The 18,303-nt window shown below is 58.6% G+C and carries 20 protein-coding genes and 1 pseudogene; 11 read left to right on the top strand and 10 right to left on the bottom strand.

What is annotated here, in order from left to right:
* From JZZ72_RS17860 to JZZ72_RS17900, 10 genes and pseudogenes are all read left to right on the top strand, one after another.
* Positions 1-412: pseudogene (locus JZZ72_RS17860) on the top strand (hypothetical protein); the annotation flags it as partial.
* A 103-nt stretch (positions 413-515) separates the two neighbouring features.
* A complete protein-coding gene (locus JZZ72_RS17865) occupies positions 516-809 on the top strand; it encodes a hypothetical protein (RefSeq protein WP_210014789.1) in 294 nt (97 codons plus the stop codon).
* A gap of 60 nt (positions 810-869) precedes the next feature.
* A complete protein-coding gene (locus tag JZZ72_RS17870; protein WP_210014790.1) occupies positions 870-1,163 on the top strand; it encodes a hypothetical protein in 294 nt (97 codons plus the stop codon).
* The gene (locus tag JZZ72_RS17875) at positions 1,160-1,471 is read left to right on the top strand and encodes a hypothetical protein (protein ID WP_210014791.1); all 312 of its coding nucleotides are present in this window, start codon (positions 1,160-1,162) and stop codon (positions 1,469-1,471) included. The genes JZZ72_RS17870 and JZZ72_RS17875 overlap by 4 nt, the downstream gene beginning before the upstream one ends.
* A complete protein-coding gene (locus tag JZZ72_RS17880) occupies positions 1,468-1,980 on the top strand; it encodes a hypothetical protein (protein WP_210014792.1) in 513 nt (170 codons plus the stop codon). Before JZZ72_RS17875 ends, JZZ72_RS17880 begins: the two co-directional genes overlap by 4 nt.
* Positions 1,977-2,396, top strand: a complete 420-nt coding sequence (locus tag JZZ72_RS17885) for a DUF2591 domain-containing protein (protein WP_210014793.1) — start codon at positions 1,977-1,979, stop codon at positions 2,394-2,396. Before JZZ72_RS17880 ends, JZZ72_RS17885 begins: the two co-directional genes overlap by 4 nt.
* A 46-nt stretch (positions 2,397-2,442) precedes the next feature.
* Complete coding sequence (locus tag JZZ72_RS17890; RefSeq protein ID WP_058541207.1) at positions 2,443-2,928, top strand: class I SAM-dependent methyltransferase; 486 nt, start codon at positions 2,443-2,445, stop codon at positions 2,926-2,928.
* Positions 2,929-2,979: 51 nt separating this feature from the next.
* The gene (locus JZZ72_RS17895; RefSeq protein ID WP_210014794.1) at positions 2,980-3,318 is read left to right on the top strand and encodes a hypothetical protein; all 339 of its coding nucleotides are present in this window, start codon (positions 2,980-2,982) and stop codon (positions 3,316-3,318) included.
* A gap of 39 nt (positions 3,319-3,357) precedes the next feature.
* Positions 3,358-3,762 (top strand): hypothetical protein, encoded by a 405-nt coding sequence (locus JZZ72_RS28110; protein WP_328825167.1) that lies wholly within the window; start codon positions 3,358-3,360, stop codon positions 3,760-3,762.
* Positions 3,648-4,811: a tyrosine-type recombinase/integrase gene (locus JZZ72_RS17900; protein WP_286898266.1), complete on the top strand. Its 1,164-nt coding sequence runs from the start codon at positions 3,648-3,650 to the stop codon at positions 4,809-4,811. Before JZZ72_RS28110 ends, JZZ72_RS17900 begins: the two co-directional genes overlap by 115 nt.
* A 290-nt stretch (positions 4,812-5,101) precedes the next feature.
* Here JZZ72_RS17900 and JZZ72_RS17905 read toward each other — a convergent pair whose 3' ends face one another.
* The 3 genes from JZZ72_RS17905 to JZZ72_RS17915 all read right to left on the bottom strand — a co-directional run bounded on the left by JZZ72_RS17905 (position 5,102) and on the right by JZZ72_RS17915 (position 6,583).
* A complete protein-coding gene (locus JZZ72_RS17905; RefSeq protein WP_236066289.1) occupies positions 5,102-5,398 on the bottom strand; it encodes a hypothetical protein in 297 nt (98 codons plus the stop codon).
* A 61-nt stretch (positions 5,399-5,459) separates the two neighbouring features.
* Positions 5,460-5,975, bottom strand: coding sequence for a DUF2514 family protein (locus JZZ72_RS17910; RefSeq protein ID WP_210014797.1), 516 nt, complete (start codon positions 5,973-5,975; stop codon positions 5,460-5,462).
* Positions 5,972-6,583 carry a glycoside hydrolase family 19 protein gene (locus JZZ72_RS17915; protein ID WP_210014798.1) on the bottom strand — a complete coding sequence of 204 codons (612 nt, stop codon included), beginning with the start codon at positions 6,581-6,583 and terminating at the stop codon, positions 5,972-5,974. Before JZZ72_RS17915 ends, JZZ72_RS17910 begins: the two co-directional genes overlap by 4 nt.
* Positions 6,584-6,649: 66 nt before the next feature.
* On the opposite strand from JZZ72_RS17915, the gene JZZ72_RS17920 reads away from it, so the two are divergent.
* Positions 6,650-8,596, top strand: coding sequence for an acyltransferase family protein (locus tag JZZ72_RS17920; RefSeq protein WP_210014799.1), 1,947 nt, complete (start codon positions 6,650-6,652; stop codon positions 8,594-8,596).
* 92 nt (positions 8,597-8,688) lie between these two features.
* On the opposite strand, the gene JZZ72_RS17925 is transcribed toward JZZ72_RS17920, so the two are convergent.
* The 7 genes from JZZ72_RS17925 to JZZ72_RS27845 are packed head-to-tail and all read right to left on the bottom strand — an operon-like array spanning position 8,689 to position 18,232.
* Positions 8,689-10,698, bottom strand: coding sequence for a right-handed parallel beta-helix repeat-containing protein (locus JZZ72_RS17925; protein ID WP_210014800.1), 2,010 nt, complete (start codon positions 10,696-10,698; stop codon positions 8,689-8,691).
* A gap of 60 nt (positions 10,699-10,758) precedes the next feature.
* Complete coding sequence (locus JZZ72_RS17930) at positions 10,759-13,470, bottom strand: host specificity factor TipJ family phage tail protein (protein ID WP_210014801.1); 2,712 nt, start codon at positions 13,468-13,470, stop codon at positions 10,759-10,761.
* A complete protein-coding gene (locus JZZ72_RS17935) occupies positions 13,467-13,862 on the bottom strand; it encodes a hypothetical protein (protein ID WP_210014802.1) in 396 nt (131 codons plus the stop codon). The genes JZZ72_RS17930 and JZZ72_RS17935 overlap by 4 nt, the downstream gene beginning before the upstream one ends.
* 10 nt (positions 13,863-13,872) lie before the next feature.
* Entirely contained in the window at positions 13,873-14,379 is a 507-nt protein-coding gene (locus tag JZZ72_RS17940; protein ID WP_210014803.1) for a DUF1833 family protein, read from the bottom strand.
* Complete coding sequence (locus tag JZZ72_RS17945; RefSeq protein WP_210014804.1) at positions 14,376-14,891, bottom strand: transposase; 516 nt, start codon at positions 14,889-14,891, stop codon at positions 14,376-14,378. The genes JZZ72_RS17940 and JZZ72_RS17945 overlap by 4 nt, the downstream gene beginning before the upstream one ends.
* Positions 14,888-17,926 (bottom strand): phage tail tape measure protein, encoded by a 3,039-nt coding sequence (locus tag JZZ72_RS17950; RefSeq protein ID WP_210014805.1) that lies wholly within the window; start codon positions 17,924-17,926, stop codon positions 14,888-14,890. The genes JZZ72_RS17945 and JZZ72_RS17950 overlap by 4 nt, the downstream gene beginning before the upstream one ends.
* 36 nt (positions 17,927-17,962) lie before the next feature.
* The gene (locus JZZ72_RS27845; RefSeq protein WP_313328343.1) at positions 17,963-18,232 is read right to left on the bottom strand and encodes a hypothetical protein; all 270 of its coding nucleotides are present in this window, start codon (positions 18,230-18,232) and stop codon (positions 17,963-17,965) included.
* Between the last annotated feature and the right edge of the window lie 71 nt (positions 18,233-18,303).

Here is an 18,303-nt window from a genome sequence, read left to right on the forward strand (position 1 = left end):
CGTGATGGGTGAGCACGACGAGGAGTGCGTCTTCCTCGATCCTGAAACCATGATGGTGCTCGCCACTGACGAGCAGCGCGAACTGCTCGTTCGGGATTGGAACCGACGCAAGAAATCAGCCGCCCAGTACCAGGGCGAGCCGGCGGCAGCTATCCCAGACGGTTACTGCCTCATGCCCAGGCGGCTCACGGCCGAGAACGGCGCCAAAGCTCTGCTGCTCGGTGAGTTCAAGCTGGAAGTCATTCGCGAATGCCCGGAATGCATTGACCTGGAGGAGCCAGCAGAAGGATGCGAAATATGCGATGGCGAAGGTGAATACGCGCAACGTCACACGATCCCGTGGGAGCAGATCAAGTTCATTTACAGCGAGGCCGTAAAGGGTCTCGCGCTCCAGCCGAGCCGCATCCTGTAGCGAAAAACTCCGACAGGAGAACATTTGTACTCCACCCGACGAAGCGCCATCGACGGCTGAGCGAAGCGGGAACAAAATACTGTTTATTTGAACAGTATCCTCTATGCACTTCCTCATCGTTCCAATGCGCGTGCGCGGCGTGCCCCGCAGCAAGAAAGAGATCAACAGCGCCGTGCCGATCCGCGGAGACGTGCACCTGTGCGTCGATGCGTTCTCACCCATGGGCCGGCCTTCCAGCTCTGCGTCGATCCTGAAGATTCACCCGGGCGAGCCGCTTCTGCCGCCGCTGTATGAGGCGGTGATGACTGGTATGTCGACCATGGGCGCCACGTTCACTGGCATCGAGTTCATCGACGGCGTGGCCTACGCACAAAGCTGGTGGGTCCGCGTTCCGTAGCAACACCCCTGCCCCTCTCCCCTCTATTCACTGCCGCGATATGGCGGCCAAGGAACCTGCATGCCTGCAAAACAGCATCCGCTCGACGTGCAGAGCGTTGGCGAAGACACCTACATCGTCATGAGCAAGGGGCATCACGACCTCGAGCAGTTCATGGCCGCAGCCATCAAGCGGTATCCGGGCTGGGCGCTTGGCGGCCCTGTCCACGTCTGGATCAAGACAACCCCGGGTCGCGGCACCTACGCCTGCATGTACAACATGGTGCCAGAGGGCACCCGGGGCGCCTGGCCTGCGACCTACTGCCATGAGTACGGCGAAGGCTACGAGCGCTACAGCGGCGAGGTGCAGCCATGACCCGCCTCGCCCTCTGCCTCCTGCTGCTGGCCACCGGCGCCAGCGCAGCATCCCCTGATGCAGAAATCCGCCGACTTGAGCGGGAAGACATGGGTTTCGGTGACGGTGTGACCGTGATCCATGACGACCGCCGCAGCGTTACATGCTGGGTCGTAAGCAGCTGGTACGGGAAAGGCATCAGCTGCATTCCCGACAGCCAGCTGCAGGTCAGCAACCAGCGCCAGCTCTCCCCGCACGAACAAGAAGACAACTCCCCTACCCCAGCAGCCGCTCAGGGGTGCTGGATTGATGAGAGGTATCAGCTGTGAAAGAAGACGACATCATCAAGCTTTCGGCCAAGGCCATGGGTTTTGAGCTGGAGTACCGACGCGGCAGTGACTCCTTCTACTACGACGACCCCGAGACAGGCCGAGAGGTCTGGCTGCCGATGCAGGATGACCGGCAGACGATGCTCATCATCTCGAAGTTGAAGGTGGACATCTGCTCACTTCACAGCCTCGCTCGCGCAACTGCCTTCGTGCCATACACCGGGTACAAGGCGTGCGAGATTCCGCATGCAGATGATCCAGCGGCACGCCGCGAAGCTCTGCGCCTAGCTATCGCCACAGTGGCAGCCGAGTACGCGAAAAATATGATAGCCGGCGGTCCTGATGAGCGGGTCCTGGTGCACCTGCTTGGCATCGAGGGATCGACGGCTCACGCCATGCGCGGGGCCATTCGCGAATCTCGCGAGGAGATCAGCAAGGCATGTCAGCGCCTGAAGCGAAAAGGACTGGTGACCAACAAGGGGCCATTCTGGCAGGCAGTGCAGCCATGACCGACCTGATCGAAGTGAAGACGGCCGACTTGGCCGGCGAAGCGCTGGGCTGGGCTGTCGGCAAGGCCGAAGGGCTGAACCTTGAACTGGTCCCGCCGCAGTACGGCAACCCCTGGCGGGTGTTCGCCCGGTACCAGGGCCAGGCCATCGAGCACACCAAACGCTACAACCCGTGGGAAGACTGGGCGCTGGGCGGGCCGCTGATTGACAAGCACCACGTTCAAACCAGCTTCAATGGAAGCGGCTTCAGTCGCAGCCCTACCGGCGAATACTGGTGCGCCTATGTGTGCAAACCAACCGGACAGCAGGAGCTCCCAAGTGGAGGCGGCCCTAATGCGCTGTCTGCCGCCTGCCGAGCGATAGCACAGGCCAAGCTCGGCGATACCGTCCAGGTGCCGAAGGAGCTGATGCCATGATCCTGCCCCTGATGTACATGGCCTACCTGATCTACAGGGGGCCGCGATGAGCGCCGCAGCAAAAGTGCTCGATCCGTGCAGCGCCAGCCGCATGATGTGGTTCGACAAGCAAGACCAGCGCGCTTTGTTCGGCGACATCCGCGACGAGGAGCACCTGCTCTGCGACGGCCGGGTGCTCAAGGTTGAGCCGGATGTGCTGATGGACTTCCGGCAGTTGCCCTTCGAGGATTCGACCTTCCGCCTGGTGGTGTTCGATCCGCCGCACCTCACCCGCGCTGGTGTCGACAGTTGGATGCGCGCCAAGTACGGCCTGCTCACCAGCGACTGGCGCGAAGACATCCGGCAGGGGTTCGCCGAGTGCTTCAGGGTACTGGAACCTGAAGGAGTCCTGATCTTCAAGTGGAACGAAACCCAGGTGCTGGTCAGCGAGCTGTTGGCCCTCACCGATGAGAAGCCCCTGTTTGGCCACAAGTCCGGCAAGCGCGAAAAGACGCACTGGATCACCTTCATGAAGCGCCCCGCTTCAGCCTAACCCCTCCCCCAACTACTCAAGCCCGCCGACATGCGCGGGCGAGGATGACCTGTGCTCAAACAAACATGGAAGCTCGTCACCGAGCCGCTTCGCAAGGGCGACAAGCACCGTCCGCTGAAATGGCGGATGGGCATGCGCCTGAACCACGTCCACCTCGATCTGCACAGCAACTACCCTCGGGCCTGGAACGAAATCGTGCTGGCCGGACGCTTGCTGATATGCAAGCCATTTGGTCACCGATGGTCACGGTTCTCGCACGTGAAGTATGGGGACTTCGGCGATTCGCGCATGTGCAGGGTCTGCCGAATCAGCCACGGGCGGCATCGCAGAATCGATACCTACCACGAAACTCACCGGCCGGGCGGCTGGACGCCGATCACCAAGCCCTGACCACCAACCTGCCGCCACCGGCGGCGTGGAGACCATCCCATGGCGAACGCCAGCGCGGCACCTGCCGCACGCATTCTGCCGCGCATTATCCGCGCCGGCGAAGCCCCGCAGTACCTCGGCATGTGCCGGGCTGAATTTAACAAGACCGTCAGGCCGTATGTGAGCGAATTCCCAATCGGGGAGCGCGGCATCGGCTTTGACCGGGAAGAACTTGATGTCTGGGTGAACGACTACATCCAGGCAATGGCAATTGCGAAAGAAGGCGCTCAGGGACGACAATCACCCGGCAGCGAGCGCCCATCAGGAGATAAGGGATGGCGCGAAAGACAATCACAGGCCTTTCCCAAAGGAACGGCATCTGGCACATCGACAAGAAGATCAACGGAGAGAGACTTTACGAAAGCACTGGAGTTGGTGACCGGGCGGAAGCAGAAAAGTACCTGATTCACCGCCTGGAGCAGATCCGCCAGCGCAAGGTGTATGGCATCCGGCAGATGCGGACGTTCCGCGAGGCGGCCACCAGGTACTTGCTCGAGCACAAGGATCAGCCGTCGATCAAACTTACGGCTTTGTGCTTGCAGCAACTGGACCCATACCTGGGCGACCTGCCACTGACCCACATCGACGACCAGGCGCTGGCCCCGTTCATTCGGGACCGGCAGACGGACGAAGACTTGCCGGATGGGAAGGTGAGGAAGGCAGTCAGCAACAGAACGGTCAACATCGCGATCGAGCGTGTGATTCGCGTTCTATCGCTGGCTTGCCGGAAGTGGCGGGATGAAGAGCGCAGACCCTGGCTCGACAGCATTCCGCTGCTGGCCAAGCTGGAGGAGAAGAGAGCCAGTCGAAAGCCCTACCCGATGTCGTGGGACGAGCAGTCGATTCTCTTCGGAGAATTGCCGGACCACTTGCAGCGAATGGCCCTGTTCAAGGTGAACACGGGCTGCCGCGAGCAGGAGGTCTGCAAATTGAGGTGGGACTGGGAAATCTCGGTACCTGAGCTGGGCACCAGCGTTTTTCTGATACCTGCCGACTTCGGCGGCCGGCACGAGAACTCAGGCGTGAAGAATCGGGACGAGCGCCTGGTGGTGCTGAACACCGTGGCCAAATCGATCATCGACGGGCAGCGCGGAATCAGCCGGGAGTGGGTGTTCCCCTACAACGGCATCGGGATGCACAGGATGAACGACTCGGCCTGGAAAAAAGCGAGGGTGCGCGCGGCAAAGCTCTGGCAGGAGCAACACTTGCGGCCGGCACACCCCGGGTTCGCTTCTATCAGGGTTCACGACTTGAAGCACACTTTCGGCAGGCGCCTGAAAGCAGCGGGTGTAACAGAGGAAGATCGGAAGTCGCTACTTGGCCACAAGAACGGAAGCGTGACCAGTCACTATTCTGGCGCGGAGCTGGGACAGTTGATAGAGGCGGCAAACAAAGTTTCAGCGACGGACTCGCGTGGGCCGGTGCTGACAATTTTGAAGAGGAGGCAGGCGTAACAACCTGAGAAGTCACGCAAAAGTCACGCACATGAAAAAGGCCACCCCTTTCGAGAATGGCCTAAGTCATTGAAATATATGGTCGGGACGGAGTGATTCGAACACTCGACCCCTTGCACCCCATGCGTGCAGGATATCACGGAAGCCTTTGAATTCAAGGCCTTGAGCGGTTGCTCGCTGCAAACGGTGCCGCACTGTGCAATACCAATTTTCACCATCCCCCGAAAATCTCCCCACGGGCTCCGTCCCGCATCCGGCGTTCTGCCGACCGTTCCCCTTCCTTTATATAGCTACTCACAGGTGGGCTTGCCGCTACCCTGTATCACCTGTACGCCGCCGGGATGATCCTGCGGATAGTCGCCAAACAAGTCCAGCGCCCAGGCCTCTTCGTGCTCTATCAGCGCCCAAAGCCGCGCCGCCTCGACAAGCTCGAGCATTTCGCCCATCTCCTCGATGGACACCTCAGCCCGCTGATAGCAGTCGTAGGCCATCTGCCTGAGCACGGCAACTCGCGCCTCTGGATCTGTGATCAGTGGATCGCGGTCATCGAGTGCGGTTACCCAGGCTGGAGGGTATGGGAGTGACATGGCCGATACTGTATGTAAAACCAGTATCGTATAGCCCGTCATGGCCTCAGGCAATCACCGGTCAGCGGGGCGTTCTCGTGCCGTCCATGATCGATTCACACGCTAGCCCAGCTATTCGGCTTCGCTCAAGCGCTGCTGCGCAGCTGCCCGCCATTCGGTCAGCGTCTTCAAGCAATCCCCCGAGCACCACGACGGCAGTGGCTCCTGCCTGGCGCTGCTGGGTAGCGATGGTATCGCAGGTGGCTGAATGCCCGGCGCGTAGCCGGTTGATTTCCCCGCGCAGCCCGCCAGCAGCAGACTCAGCAGCAAAAAGTTTGCCCTGCAGAGCTTTCTTTTCCCGTTCGGCATTCTCCCCCTCCTCATCAGCCACTAATTGGCGGCGCTGCTCTTCTGCCCGGTCACGAACAGCGCTACGCCTGTCACGCTCCGCGACCTCAAGCCGGTAATCGGCCAGGGATTTGCGCGCATTCATTGCGTCACCCTCGGCGCCGAGCACCCTGAGTTGCTGGAAGGCTCCGACAGCGATAGCAATGCCGAGCCACCAGACCCACGCTGGTGCCAGCCTAAGCCAAGTCACACCAGCACCTTGAGCGCACGCTCGTACAGGGCAAGCCGATCAGCCTGTCCGTTGAGGCCGCCGTTGATCTTGCGGGTGATCGCCTCGAACTTCCCATCGTCCGCCAGCTCGTTCAGGCCGTTCTGTGCCCACCACCAGGCTGCCGACTGGCACGCACTCTCCGGCTGCTCCAGCATTTCAGGCTTATCGATCAGGGGCAGGTCCAGGCCGTCAGCGGCGGCGCGGTAGTTCGACCGGCCGGTGAGCTGGATCAGCCCGCGGCCTCGGTACCGCCAACCATCGCCCGATGACTCGGGGCCGTTCGCCATGCGATCGGCATATACCTTGTTCGCGATCTTCTCAGGCTGCCGGGCATAGGCGGCGCTCGACAGCGCGGTGAACCGTGTGGGCCAGGTCCGCGCCAGCGCATCGGCGCTGTAGTTCAGGTTCTCAACCAGGCTGCGCAGGTGGCCCGACTCATGGCCGACCTGTGCAAGAAACGCCGAGGCGCGCAAACGGCTGTTGATCTTGAAACGAGCCATGGCCCGGTTTAGAGCAGGCAAAAAAATGCCCGCGACTGGGCGGGCATTGGGGAGGATCTGCAGCAATTGCTGCTCGGTGATCGGCATGGGCACTCCTTTGGGTTAAACTCTCGGCCGCCATAGCAGGCAGCTGACCAACACAACAGGTAAGTTATGAGCAATCCGAATATCCAGTACCGCCCTGACATTGATGGCTTGAGAGCAGTTGCAGTCATTGCGGTAGTCATATTCCATGCATTTCCAAGCGCACTTCCAGGCGGTTTTGTCGGGGTAGACTTTTTCTTTGTGATTTCCGGTTATCTGATCGGCGGAATCCTTCTAAAAAGTATCGCAAACGGTACATTCAGCTTTTCCGACTTCTATTCTCGACGGGTTAAGCGAATTTTCCCAGCTCTGCTCACGGTTCTAACGGCCTGTTACATATTCGGCTGGTTCGGACTATTCGCAGATGAATTCGAGCAACTTGGTAAGCACATCGCCGGTGGGGCTGCATTCGTCTCAAACATCGTACTGCTTAATGAAAGTGGATACTTTGACAACTCGGCAGAAACAAAACCACTATTACATCTCTGGTCTCTCGGCGTTGAAGAGCAATTCTACTTTCTCTGGCCCATCATACTTTGGGCCGCATGGAAGATTCGCGCAAACATACTGATAGTCTCGGCAGTTCTGTTTACTGTATCGTTCGCATTGAACATCAGCATGATCAAAGGCGATTCAGTATCAATCTTCTATTCGCCCCAAACCAGATTTTGGGAGATTATCGCCGGCGCGATTCTAGCCTACTTTGCGATATTCAAGAATATTCAACCTAGATTCTATTCTGCAAACCTTCTATCCCTTGGAGGAATATCTCTCGTTGCGTATGGAATTGCGACTATCAGCAAAGAGAACAGCTTCCCTGGGTGGCTTGCGTTGATCCCAGTGTGCGCAGCCGTTGCCCTGATCTCCGCTGGCCCTAGCGCAGTGATCAACAGATACATACTATCCAGCAGACCCATGGTTTGGATTGGATTGATAAGCTTCCCACTTTATCTGTGGCATTGGCCTCTTCTGTCACTTCTGCGAGTAGTGGAGGGTGAAACGGCTTCCGTAGAGCTTCGTGCGATAGCCGTTGTTGCAGCTGTAATACTAGCAGCAGCTACATTTTACTTGATTGAAAAACCATTAAGAGCGAAGACCAAATGGAAGCTCAAGACTCATGCGCTTACTGCTGCCATGGGCATTACTCTGTGCATAGGTCTTGCCACATATTATTATTCAGGCATTCCAAACCGAAATACCGTAAAATCGTACAAGGATATTAACTCGCAATTTGTTGGGCCACACTGGAATTTCTCCACAAACAAGACCTGCCTAAACAGATACAAATTCAAAGAGGCATCGACTTATGATTGGTGGTTCTGCGCAACAAACAACGACAAGCCGCCAACCATCCTTTTGATGGGCAACAGCTTCGCCAATCATATTTACCCAGGTTTGAAAAGCGTACCTGAATTCAAAAACCAGACTATTTTATCTATCGGTGCGTGCGACCCTACCCTGGCAGACACCCAGTCACCAGACGATCCAAAAACAGGAAGACCGTGCGCAGGATTTAGGCCGCTCCATCAGATGGAGTACATAAAAAAGATTATAAGCCAGACCCCAGGACTAAAGTACGTACTTATAAGCGGGCTATCAGGCGCTCCGACAGACAAGTACATAGAATCAATCAAAGAAAAGATCTCATATATCGAGAGCAGTGGCGCCAAGGCCATAATTTTCGTGCCGCATATGGTTTTGCCATACGATATAAAGGGATGCTTTTCCAGACCCTTCACATCTCCAAAAAATGATTGCAGCAAACCAGAATCTGATCATCTTCGTTTAAAAAAATCGTTTGAGAAGCTGATGAGCGAAATACAATCAAGCAATCCAAAAACACTATTTTTTGATCAAAATCAATTATTCTGCAACTCCAGAGATTGCAATTTTATAATTGACGGAATGCCAGTATTCCGGGACGAATACGGCCATTACTCAGAGTATGCTAGTCTGAAATTGGCCGAGCAATTCGTTTCATGGTCAAAAGTAAATGCCCCGGATATATTCCAATAAAGAAAGCTAAAATCTATAAGCATTATGTTTTTTAATTTTCAAAGAATTATACCCAGCATCGCGCGTATGTGATGCTGGGCTTGTCCCATATACTACATAGTAGTCGGCTGATACAGAGGCATGTAGTAGGTATTCGCCCCTCTTCGATAGGGTGCCCAGGCCTTGATCGTCCCTGGCACAGGCGAGGCGCTGGCGGTAACAAAGTCAAGCCAACCAGGGTTGTTGTAGGCGATGGTGGCGGTGCCGAGCACGAGTGATCCGGAGAAATTTCGGAACAGGTTATCGCTGACAAGACCGTCGTTGATCCCTGCCGCCATATCGATGCTGCCGTTCAAGTAGTTGTTCTGCATCGTGAATACCGTTAAAGGAACTCCTACTTGGCGGACAACCTTTGATCCTGAAGCGGTGCCAACCAAGCGAACGCCATTCAATTGCCCTGATGCGGATGCTCGCGTCTGAGTAAGGCGGATCCCCTCCGACCCGGCGGATAGCAAATCCCCGTCCGTTCCCGACACCCGCAAGGTCTCCCAATCGGCGTAAGACTCGTAGATACCCCAAGCACCCTGATGATAATTGCTTTCCGAGGAAACATGACTGCAGGAGTTTATCTGGATCCCGAAAGTCGCAAGCGGGACGGATGGCGTTGTAAGGCAATAGCAGCGATTGCGCGCCAACATAAGAGACCGTACCTGCTGACACTGAATTCCACCTCCGAATCCATCGGGGGCTTCTGCTGGGTTAATTTCGAGGATGTTATCATGGATGCTAACATCTCTAATTAGTACAGGGGCTGCACAAATGACGGATACCCCAAGGTAGCCACCGTCTCGCACCACGTTGTGATGGATACGGATCCCCGACACGCCAGCAACTGGAGATGCTCCAGTATTGTGAATATCGATGCTTTCCAGGGGATAGCTGGCGATACTGTTACGGTAGATCTCCAGATCTGTGAGAAGCCCGATACAGTAAATTCCCATGGTAATTTCTGGGCTGGCTGTTTTATCTGTGCACTTCAGTACACAATCTCGAACCGAATGCCCCGATCCGTAGGAAATAGATATGCCAGTTGATGTTCCGGAAACATTGCAATTGTGTAGCTTCGCCCGGTTGCATACGGAGCTTTCCCCGAACACTGCTATAGCCCCGTAAGTCAATCCTAAGTCAGTAGATCCTACAGAGTCTCTTACGCAGTTCAAGGCTTCGCAGCCGGTGAGGTCAGGGTCATCGCATCCCTGGACGCGGATGCCCTGGCCTGGCGTATTTTCCGCAAGGCACCCGCGCAGGTTGATGTTGTGGGTCCCGCCGTATGCGCAGATGCCGATTACGCTGGAGGCAGATCCGGTGTATTTGACATGCAGTCGGCTCGCGTCGAGGTCTTCCGTTGTCGTGAAGGCCACAATCGCGTTGGCGAATGCGCCTGTCGTAGTCCCGCCGCCATAGCTGATCGTGCCGTTGCGCAGGCTGGCGGTACGAGTGACGCCAGCCGTCACGATGTAGCTGTCTGCTTGCAGGTCGAAGGGGAACTGCAGGCTGTTTAGCAGCGTTGTGATGTCATCACCAGGGGAAAATCCGAACATCGACGGATGCAGACCATCGCCCTTGAAAATCGCATCAAGCGCGACTTTCAGCGATCCAGTACTTCCGTTGTTGGAATAGGAAACGGATTCCGGCGAAACGATCTGGCTCGTTCCCAGCATCAAATCCTGACGAAGTGAACTGTCGCCGACCACGACGAATTTGTCCTCCTCCGTCGCCCAGTTCCCTGTAATGGTGTAGGGAAGCAAGGCCGGGTCTTTCAGTCGGTACTGAATATCGTCGCGGACAACAGTCTGAGTGATACGCTCAAGAGTCACTCCGGCTGCATAGCTCACCGGAGGCTCATAGGAGCTGGCCTGCAGGAATGCTTGGAATTGTGCTTCCCAGCCATCAAACGCGCTTTCGACATCTGCCTCGATGCCGCTCCAGCTGATTCGCTGCTTACCAAGACGATCTGGGTAGAACGGCTGCTCACCATTCACAAACTTGTCCAGATTCCCGGCGTTGTCATACAGATCGCGAGGGTCGGTAGAGCCAACCGGGTTATTGGTGTCGTAGGCCATGCATTTCTCCAGGGCATAAAAAAGCCCGCTCAGTGGCGGGCATGCTCATTCAGGGTCCGGTCAGGCCGGTGGGAAGTTGTCGTCGTCCAGATAGACGCGCTCGTCGTAGTTCACAGCGTTCACGTTGCAGCTGACCGTCCCGCTTGGGTTGACCTCTTTGATCAGCGCGGGGTAGCAGAACTTGGCCTTTGGGCCGAACTGCAGCACAGGCGCGTCCATAGCGGTGTCCAGAACTGGAACGAAGTCCAGTGCAGGGATGGTCAGGCGGTAGTCGTCGATTCGCGTGGCCACATACGGCCCTGACGCGCTACCGTCGAGCCGGCGCAGAGCAACCCAGTGCTCGCCGCCGGCAGACCAATCAAGGCGCTCCGACGAGACCAGCATGTGCAGGCTGCCCAGCTTCGCGTACCCCTTGAGCATCGCGCTTTGGCCGTACCCGGGCGTGGTGTCGCCAAGCAGCGCGTAATCCAGGTAGCCGCTATTCAGCGCGTCCAGCTCCGTCGAGAAGCTGTAGCGCTTGCGCTGGTAGACCTGCTGTCGGCGGCGGCGCATGCCGATACGCCAGGCGCGGTGCTCGTCGCATACGCCTTCGATTCTCACCTTCTCGGTGCGCCGACCAAGATCCCCGGGCAACCGGCACGGAACGGTCTCAACCTGCCAGGTGGCTGAGCTGAGGTATTCAACATCCACCCCGTCGAAGTCATCTGCTGTGGAGTGCTCGGCCTCACGCTTCAGCGGCTTGGTCATCACCTGCGGGTTGTAGATGTGATCGAAGTCTGGGCCGCGAGGCTCATCACGAACAGGGCGAATCAACCCACGATCAATGGTCAGCTCGGCAAAGCCAGCCTGAAGGGCCTCAATCATGCAGGCCTTCACTGTGCTGGCCGAGTCAATGGTTCGGTCGTAGTGGTCACCCCTGGCACTCCAGATGGCCTGGAGTCGATCCAGCTCTGCCAGGTCGATGTCAGAATTACCATCCTCGACCGAGTACCCTACGCTCTGGGCGATGTAGCCAATCCATGCCGCGATGTCGCGAGTCGGCTCTTCCGTGGTCCAGGCGCCGTTCCTCCGCGTGCGCAGAATCCTGGTAGCAATGCATGAGACCTGGCTTTCAGACTGCGAGGCGATCCGGTTACCGCCCTTCACCCGAAGCGCCAGCATGGTCACCCCTTCGTAGCGAGTCGGGGCTACCAGGTTGGCGCGTAGCCCATACCACTGAACATTATCAGCAGTACTTGCATCTCCGGTCTTGGCGCCAATTCTGCGCATGCGCACTTCTGGCCTAATTCCCGCCGGAAGGTTTAGGTATTCGGTAAACCCCAACTGATCCAGTGTCCGTGCTGAGTAGGTCTTCTTGAATGACGTCCATGCACCTGCCCCAGCAATATTTCGATACTGAAGCTCGACGGTTACTGACTTGTCGAACCAATTCCCCTTCCCCCCGATTTCAATGAGCCCTTGAGGGAAAAAAACATCCCACGCGATGCGCCGAGTTGTCGTTCCGCTTGGACATGCCGGGAATGGCCCAGACCAATCGCCCTCTTGCGTAGAACCATCGAGCCGCAGGACGGCAGTAGATGTCGTGAGTACGTCGTAGCCCGGCCACGTAGCGTCATTGTCACCATCGGCATTTATCCGCTCAACGCTGATTGCCGCAGTACTGGCTGCCGTGATTCGATAGCGCAGGCCGCGAAAGCCAATGCCCATTATCAGGTTTGAACCCACGTCCAGGCTGGTAGCGGGTCCGCCTGCCGCCCAGTCCAGGGTCATTTCGTCCGAGGCCCCGCCAACTCCAGGCGTGTAGCTTGCGACGACGTAGTCACCAGCGTTTGCACCAACAATCTCGATGGGCATGCCGACATAGGGCGCTACTTGCCCAAGCTTGCCGCGAATGATGTCCCGACCTGCGCCACCATCGACAACGGTGTACGGGTAGCCGACTTCAATGCGCACGATCATGCCGGCGGCCCAGCCGGCGGGAAACTGGCCGGCGCCGGTTGGCACTGTGACTGTAAATCCCGCGAACTGGTAAGACTGCGCAGTCGGCACCGGGCTGACCGCATAAGTCGCCTTCAGCTCGATGCCCGCAGTGCCGGTGGACGTCGCCCCGACCTCGGGCGCCGAATGCCACCACTTCGCCGCGCTTTCACCAGAAAGGTCTGCGCCAGGCCCATAGATTTGAAGCTCAGCATCAGCGCCAAGCGAGATAACCGGGGTCTCCCCGATCGTGATGCTGCTGAGCGGGATGTCGAACTTTCCGCGCCCTACACACAGGAGCATCTCAATCCACTGAGAGCGCGGATCGAGGAAGTAGCGGTTTGGTGGCAGCGCATAATCTGGATACGGGCGCTGACGGCCGGCGATCTCGCGGATGACCGCGTTCAGCTTTACCTGGTTTCCTTTCACGGTGGCCAGGCCGAGGTCGTTACCGCGCTTGGTGTTGCCTCCGCTGTTGAGCGACGGCATCTTTGGCATCAGCGCGCCAAGCACAGCCTTGGCGCCAAACACCAAGGCCAGGGTGATCGAGAATGGGTCGGTACCCTTGGGCTCCCGGTAAATCTGTACCTGGTCCTGCGGGCCGAACTCGATGGCCGCCCACTGGGTTGGCAGTGCGCGCTCGCCATTGACGAAAACGCTCACAGGAAGCGCTGCCGGCTCCACGTCTACAGGGAGGCCGTCTGCGTGAAACCATGCCAGCAGGCTTTGCCGCCCGGTAACCTGGCGAGTCTCGGCCGGGAACGGCACGATCTTGTTGGGGAAGACTGAGATCATTGGCGGTCCCGATAGTAGATGACGGCGTTGTGGTCCCGCTCCCACTGGGCCAGCGGGAGGCAGCGGGCGCCACGAGTGGGGTTTATCTCCAGCGCCTTGAGGCGTCCGCCGGCCTCCACCACCAGGGCGACGTGCACACAGAGATGCCCACGCATCACAGCCGCAATCGCCCCCGGCTCAGGCCGGCATACTTCCATGTGCTGTGCCTCGGCCCGGTATGCCCGGGTGAACTCCTTCGGCTCTGTGTTGCGTACATGCCCCCAGCTGGGTAGCAGGCGCTTTCCGAGATGCCTATGCCGCGCATCCCGCACCAGGCCCCAGCAATCAAACATTTCTGGACCGCGAGCGCCGTCCTCATACCTGCATGACAGGTATTCGTTGATCCATTCCATAGGGGAGTCCTTACAGGTACTTGAGGCCAGGCACGAAGTTGGTGTCGTACAGGGCGCGCGGCCAGGCCGTGCCGATCAAGTCGAAGAAGCCGCACTGCAGAGTCGCCTGGTTCTGCTCGAACGAATCGCTGTCGACAGACATTCGATATGGCTTCTCGCACGGCGCTGAGAGGTCGCTGGCGAGGTACACTCGGTATGTTGCGGTAACCCTTGCGTTTGCATCCAAAGCTTGGTCAGCGAGCGCTTGGACGCGCCCTGTGGTGTTGTCGACGCCGAATGCCAAGGCCTGGTTGCCCTTGTTGTTTTTGGCGGCCAACGCGATGCCAATGTTGGCCGCCTCGAATGTCACAAGTCGGCCGTCCTCGGTACCGCACACTCGATCCTTGAAGCCGTTACAGATGAGGACTGGCGCGCTCCAGGCTGGGCAGGTGATCTCCAGAGTGCGAACGAAAGCTTCCTTGCCACCAGACGCGACTGCCTCGCGGTAGATCTGCTCGAGAATAGTGGTATCAGTCATGGCTGAGGCCACTCCCTGTTCACTCCATAATCGAACGCGTCCATGTAGGTCTCATACCGACTTAGAGGCCACTGCTCGTTTACCGCGTAGTCGATAATGTCCATCATGAACCAGAACTGCGGGAAGTCCTCCCAGCCTGGCTGGATCAGCGGAGGCTCACGCAGCTCAAGAGTGGCTGAGAACTCCCAGCGGCTGACCTGAACGAGCGCCGGGCCGGTGTAGTGCCCCGTGAATCGGCATTCGTAGTCCTTGAAGCCGATCGGCGTCAGAAGCGTGGCCTTGAACCACTCCACGCCCTGCACCAGGGTCCTGGCGTACCAGCCCTGGAAGAACGCCATTTGGTTGCGGTCGCAGTTCCATCTGGCGTTGATCAGGTATGGCACCTCATCGAAGTTCAGGCGCTGCCTGGCCCTGCCCGACTCCATCGGCGTGCGGAGCATGGGATCAACGGGGGTTTCCAGCACATAGCCATCTTGGAGCGGCAGAGGGAGCTCTGCTGGATACTCAATCATGAACCTACCCCTGGGATTCCGAACTTACTGCTCACGGCCTGATACAGCTCGCCGTCACCCATGATGCTGGCCACGCAGATTTGCAGAACGCTCTGACCATCTTCTGACGTTGTCTTCGACACCTTCCCGGCGTTGGACTTGTCCTCGATCAGGTTGACGGTCAAGCTCATCTGCGCGCCCTGCTGGCCTGTACCTGGTGCACCCTTCACGCTGTTGACCGAGATGTTCTCGCCCGACATGGAGATGCGTTCGCCGGAGTTGATGGCCTCAAGCAGCTGACGGTTGCGCTTCGTAGCCTGGGCATTGATGACGAACTCACCGTTGCTCAGCCGCGCGGGGATGCTGTCCGAGGTTCCCGTGCCCGACCCAGAGACATAGCCACCAGTCGAGAAGCCTTTGATCAGCGCAAAGGCTGCAAGCAGAGCCGTGCCGCCTACCACTGCCGCTGCGCCGAATGAGCCGATAGAGGCCACTAGCGCTGCTGGCAGCCATGCACTGAGCGTGGTACCAGCTGCAGCGACCTGGGCGGTGGTTGTGGTAGCGGTAGATGCGAGGCTGGATGCAGTGGCGATCCCATCCGCCGTCACCTTCGCTGTTGCCACGGTCGCCGCACCTGCCGTCTCTGCAGCAGTGACCGCTCCAACCTGAGCGATTTGCTGAGCCGCAACCGCTGCTGACGTCTGCCCGAACAGCACTTGCATGGCCTGGTTCACAGCCCACTGTGCAGCCATTTGGCCCAGCGAGTTGATAACGCTGCCGAACAAGCTCCGCGTGATGTTGGCCACTGACTGCCCGAAGGTCTGGCCGTCGAGTGCCATGCTCTCGAAGGCGCTCCCCACGCTGGATTGGAGGCTGCCAAAGGCACTCGCAAACAGCGACTGGGTCTGCCCGGCTACGTTGGCCGCGCTTGCCTGGAAGTTCTGCAGCGCCGCTGTCCAGCCATTGATCGGGCTGAGCATCGCCTGATCCATCTGCGTCCATCCGGCCTGCATCGCTGCAAGCTGCTTGGGCAAGAACTCGTTGGTCAGATCGATCTGCGCCTGCAGGTCCTGGCGCTGCTTCTCCGTCGTGGCGTTGGCCAGTTCGGTGCGCAGCTGCAGGATGCGGTCGTTGGTCTGCTGTTCCAACTGGACACGCTGCTGCATGCGCTGGGTTTGTTGGTCTCCCATCCCAACGCCGGCAGCGGCAGCGCCGTACTCATTCCGCTGACCGGCCAGTTGGCGCTCAAGCTGCGCGCGGTACTGCTCGGCCTGGGTCAGGCCTTGTGCGCCTTTGATCGCGGCCGCGTAGTTGATCGAGGCCTGGGCCAGGGCCTTGCCGTACTCCTCCTGGCTGATCTTGCCCTTGCTCATCGCCAAATCGAGCTGGCCCTGCTCTTTTGTGAGTGCGCGGGCTGCCTGGGCGGCTGGGTCATACTGGTTGTACAGCCGGGCGAAAGTGTTCTCCGCCTCTGCAACACCTCGATTGGCGTTCTTTGGCGCGGCCTTCTTCGCCTCGCGGGTTTTGATGTCCGCGATTTCTTTCTCGATGTTCTTGCGAGATTGCGCGTACTTCGCCTCTTCGGCAGCAGTAAAGACGCCGGCAGCTACCGCCTTGGCCCGCGCCTTGTCGAGGTCAGTCAGCTCCTTGTTCAGGCGCTGTGTCTGGGTCAGCGCGCTCTTGTAGGAGGTCTCCAGGTCCTGCAGCCCTTTGCGACCCTCCTCCTGGATACGACGCCGCTTCTCTTCTTCCTCAAGCGTGGCGGAGTTGACCTGCTTGATATCCTGGCGCTTCTTCAGCTCTTCCTGAAGGCTCGAAATGCGCGATCGTGCATCGTTGTCCTCGTAAGCGGTGTCCAGAGTGCTCTGCAGATACGCAATCTTCTGCTGCAGCTGGGTGATGGCCTTGTCTTCGCTCTCCACACTCTTGCGGCCGATACTCGCGAAGGCATCGAGGACTTCGTTCGTTGCATCCTTGATGTTGAGCCAGCCACGCTCGATGAGACCCAGGTTCTCCCGGATCTTCGAGGTGCGCTGGCCCATGGCTTCGGCATAGGTGCGCTCTGCCAGGTCGGCGGCAGCCACCGCGTTGCCCTGGTCGGACAGGGCCTTGATCTGGGCATATACCGATGCAGTCAGGAACCGGTACTTCTCGTCCAGCTCTACGATGCCAGCAACTGGGTCCTTGCCCAGTTTGATGAACTCAGCGACGGTATCCTCAATCGCCTTTCCAGTGACGCGCTGCATTTCGACAGCGGTGGTGGTGATCAGCTTGAGGTTACCGCTTGTGTTCGCACCGGCGGATGTGAGCTGGGCCAGGGCGCCAGCTGCCTGGCCAAATGTCCCGGTAACCTTGTCGGCGGAATCAGCCAGAGCAATCAGCTGCGCCTCTGAGGCCTTGGAGAAATTCCCGGTGAGGATCAGGCTGTTGCGCAGCGCATCAGTCTGTTCTGAGCCCTTGTAGTAAGCCAGGGCCAGTGCGCCGGCGGCGGCCGCCGCGACAGTAAATGGATTGACAAGGCCGAGTATGTACCCACCCAGCGCCTTGGCCGCCGGCCCGATTCCGCCGAACATGTCTTTGAGCTGGCCGCCCTGCTGCAGAAAGACGGTTAGCGGTGCCTGGCCGCCCTGCAAGCTCACCGCGATATCCGTGAACTGTGCCGGCACGCCGCGGAGTGCTGCCTGATAGGCCTTGGCCGACATGCCCGCCTTGTTCATGCCCGTGGTGGTCTCGCCCAAAGCATCGCGCATGGTGTTGATGCGCTGGGTGTACTCCACGAAGGTGTCACTCTCGACAACCCCGTTCTTCCTGAACTTGGCCAGCTTCTCCTGCATCTCATCCAGGCGGCCGAGGGCAGCCACAGACGGGTTGATCTGCCCAAGGAGCTGGGCAAGCTCTTTGCGCTGATCGTCAAGGCTGCTGCTCACCTGGTCGGTCGACGCCGCGGCGGCCTCCCCTGCCTGCTGCATTCTGGTGAGGGTTCTTGCAAGGTCTTCCGCTTTACGCTGAGCGTCTCGCGAGTCGATCGTCACCGCAAGGCGGGATTCCTGCGCCATAGCATTCTCCAGGCGTAAAAAAACCCGCTGGGCGGGCTATCGTTTCTTCGTCGGCGATTTGGGCCTGTCTTTCTCCTGCTGCTCTTCCCAGTACCTGCGGAATTCGTCATCCAGGGCGAAGATGGCGGCGTCATACTCTTCGCGGCATATCGCAGTCGGGTAGCGCTCTAGGTACTCGGTGATGGCTGCTGGTGCGATTGGCGCCGGGGCGCCGACCATTCCGACGTACTGCCTGGATCGGCTGATGTAGCCATAGGCCTCAAGGACTTCGGCGGTTACCCCGTCGATCTCTGGCTGTGGCGGCACCGGCGCTACACCCTTCAACCGCTCTCGCTTCCAGCGGGCCTTTTCATTGGCCTCCCCTGCCCATTCGCGCC

The organism is Pseudomonas palmensis, assembly GCF_017848315.1.
Taxonomy (GTDB): domain Bacteria; phylum Pseudomonadota; class Gammaproteobacteria; order Pseudomonadales; family Pseudomonadaceae; genus Aquipseudomonas; species Aquipseudomonas palmensis.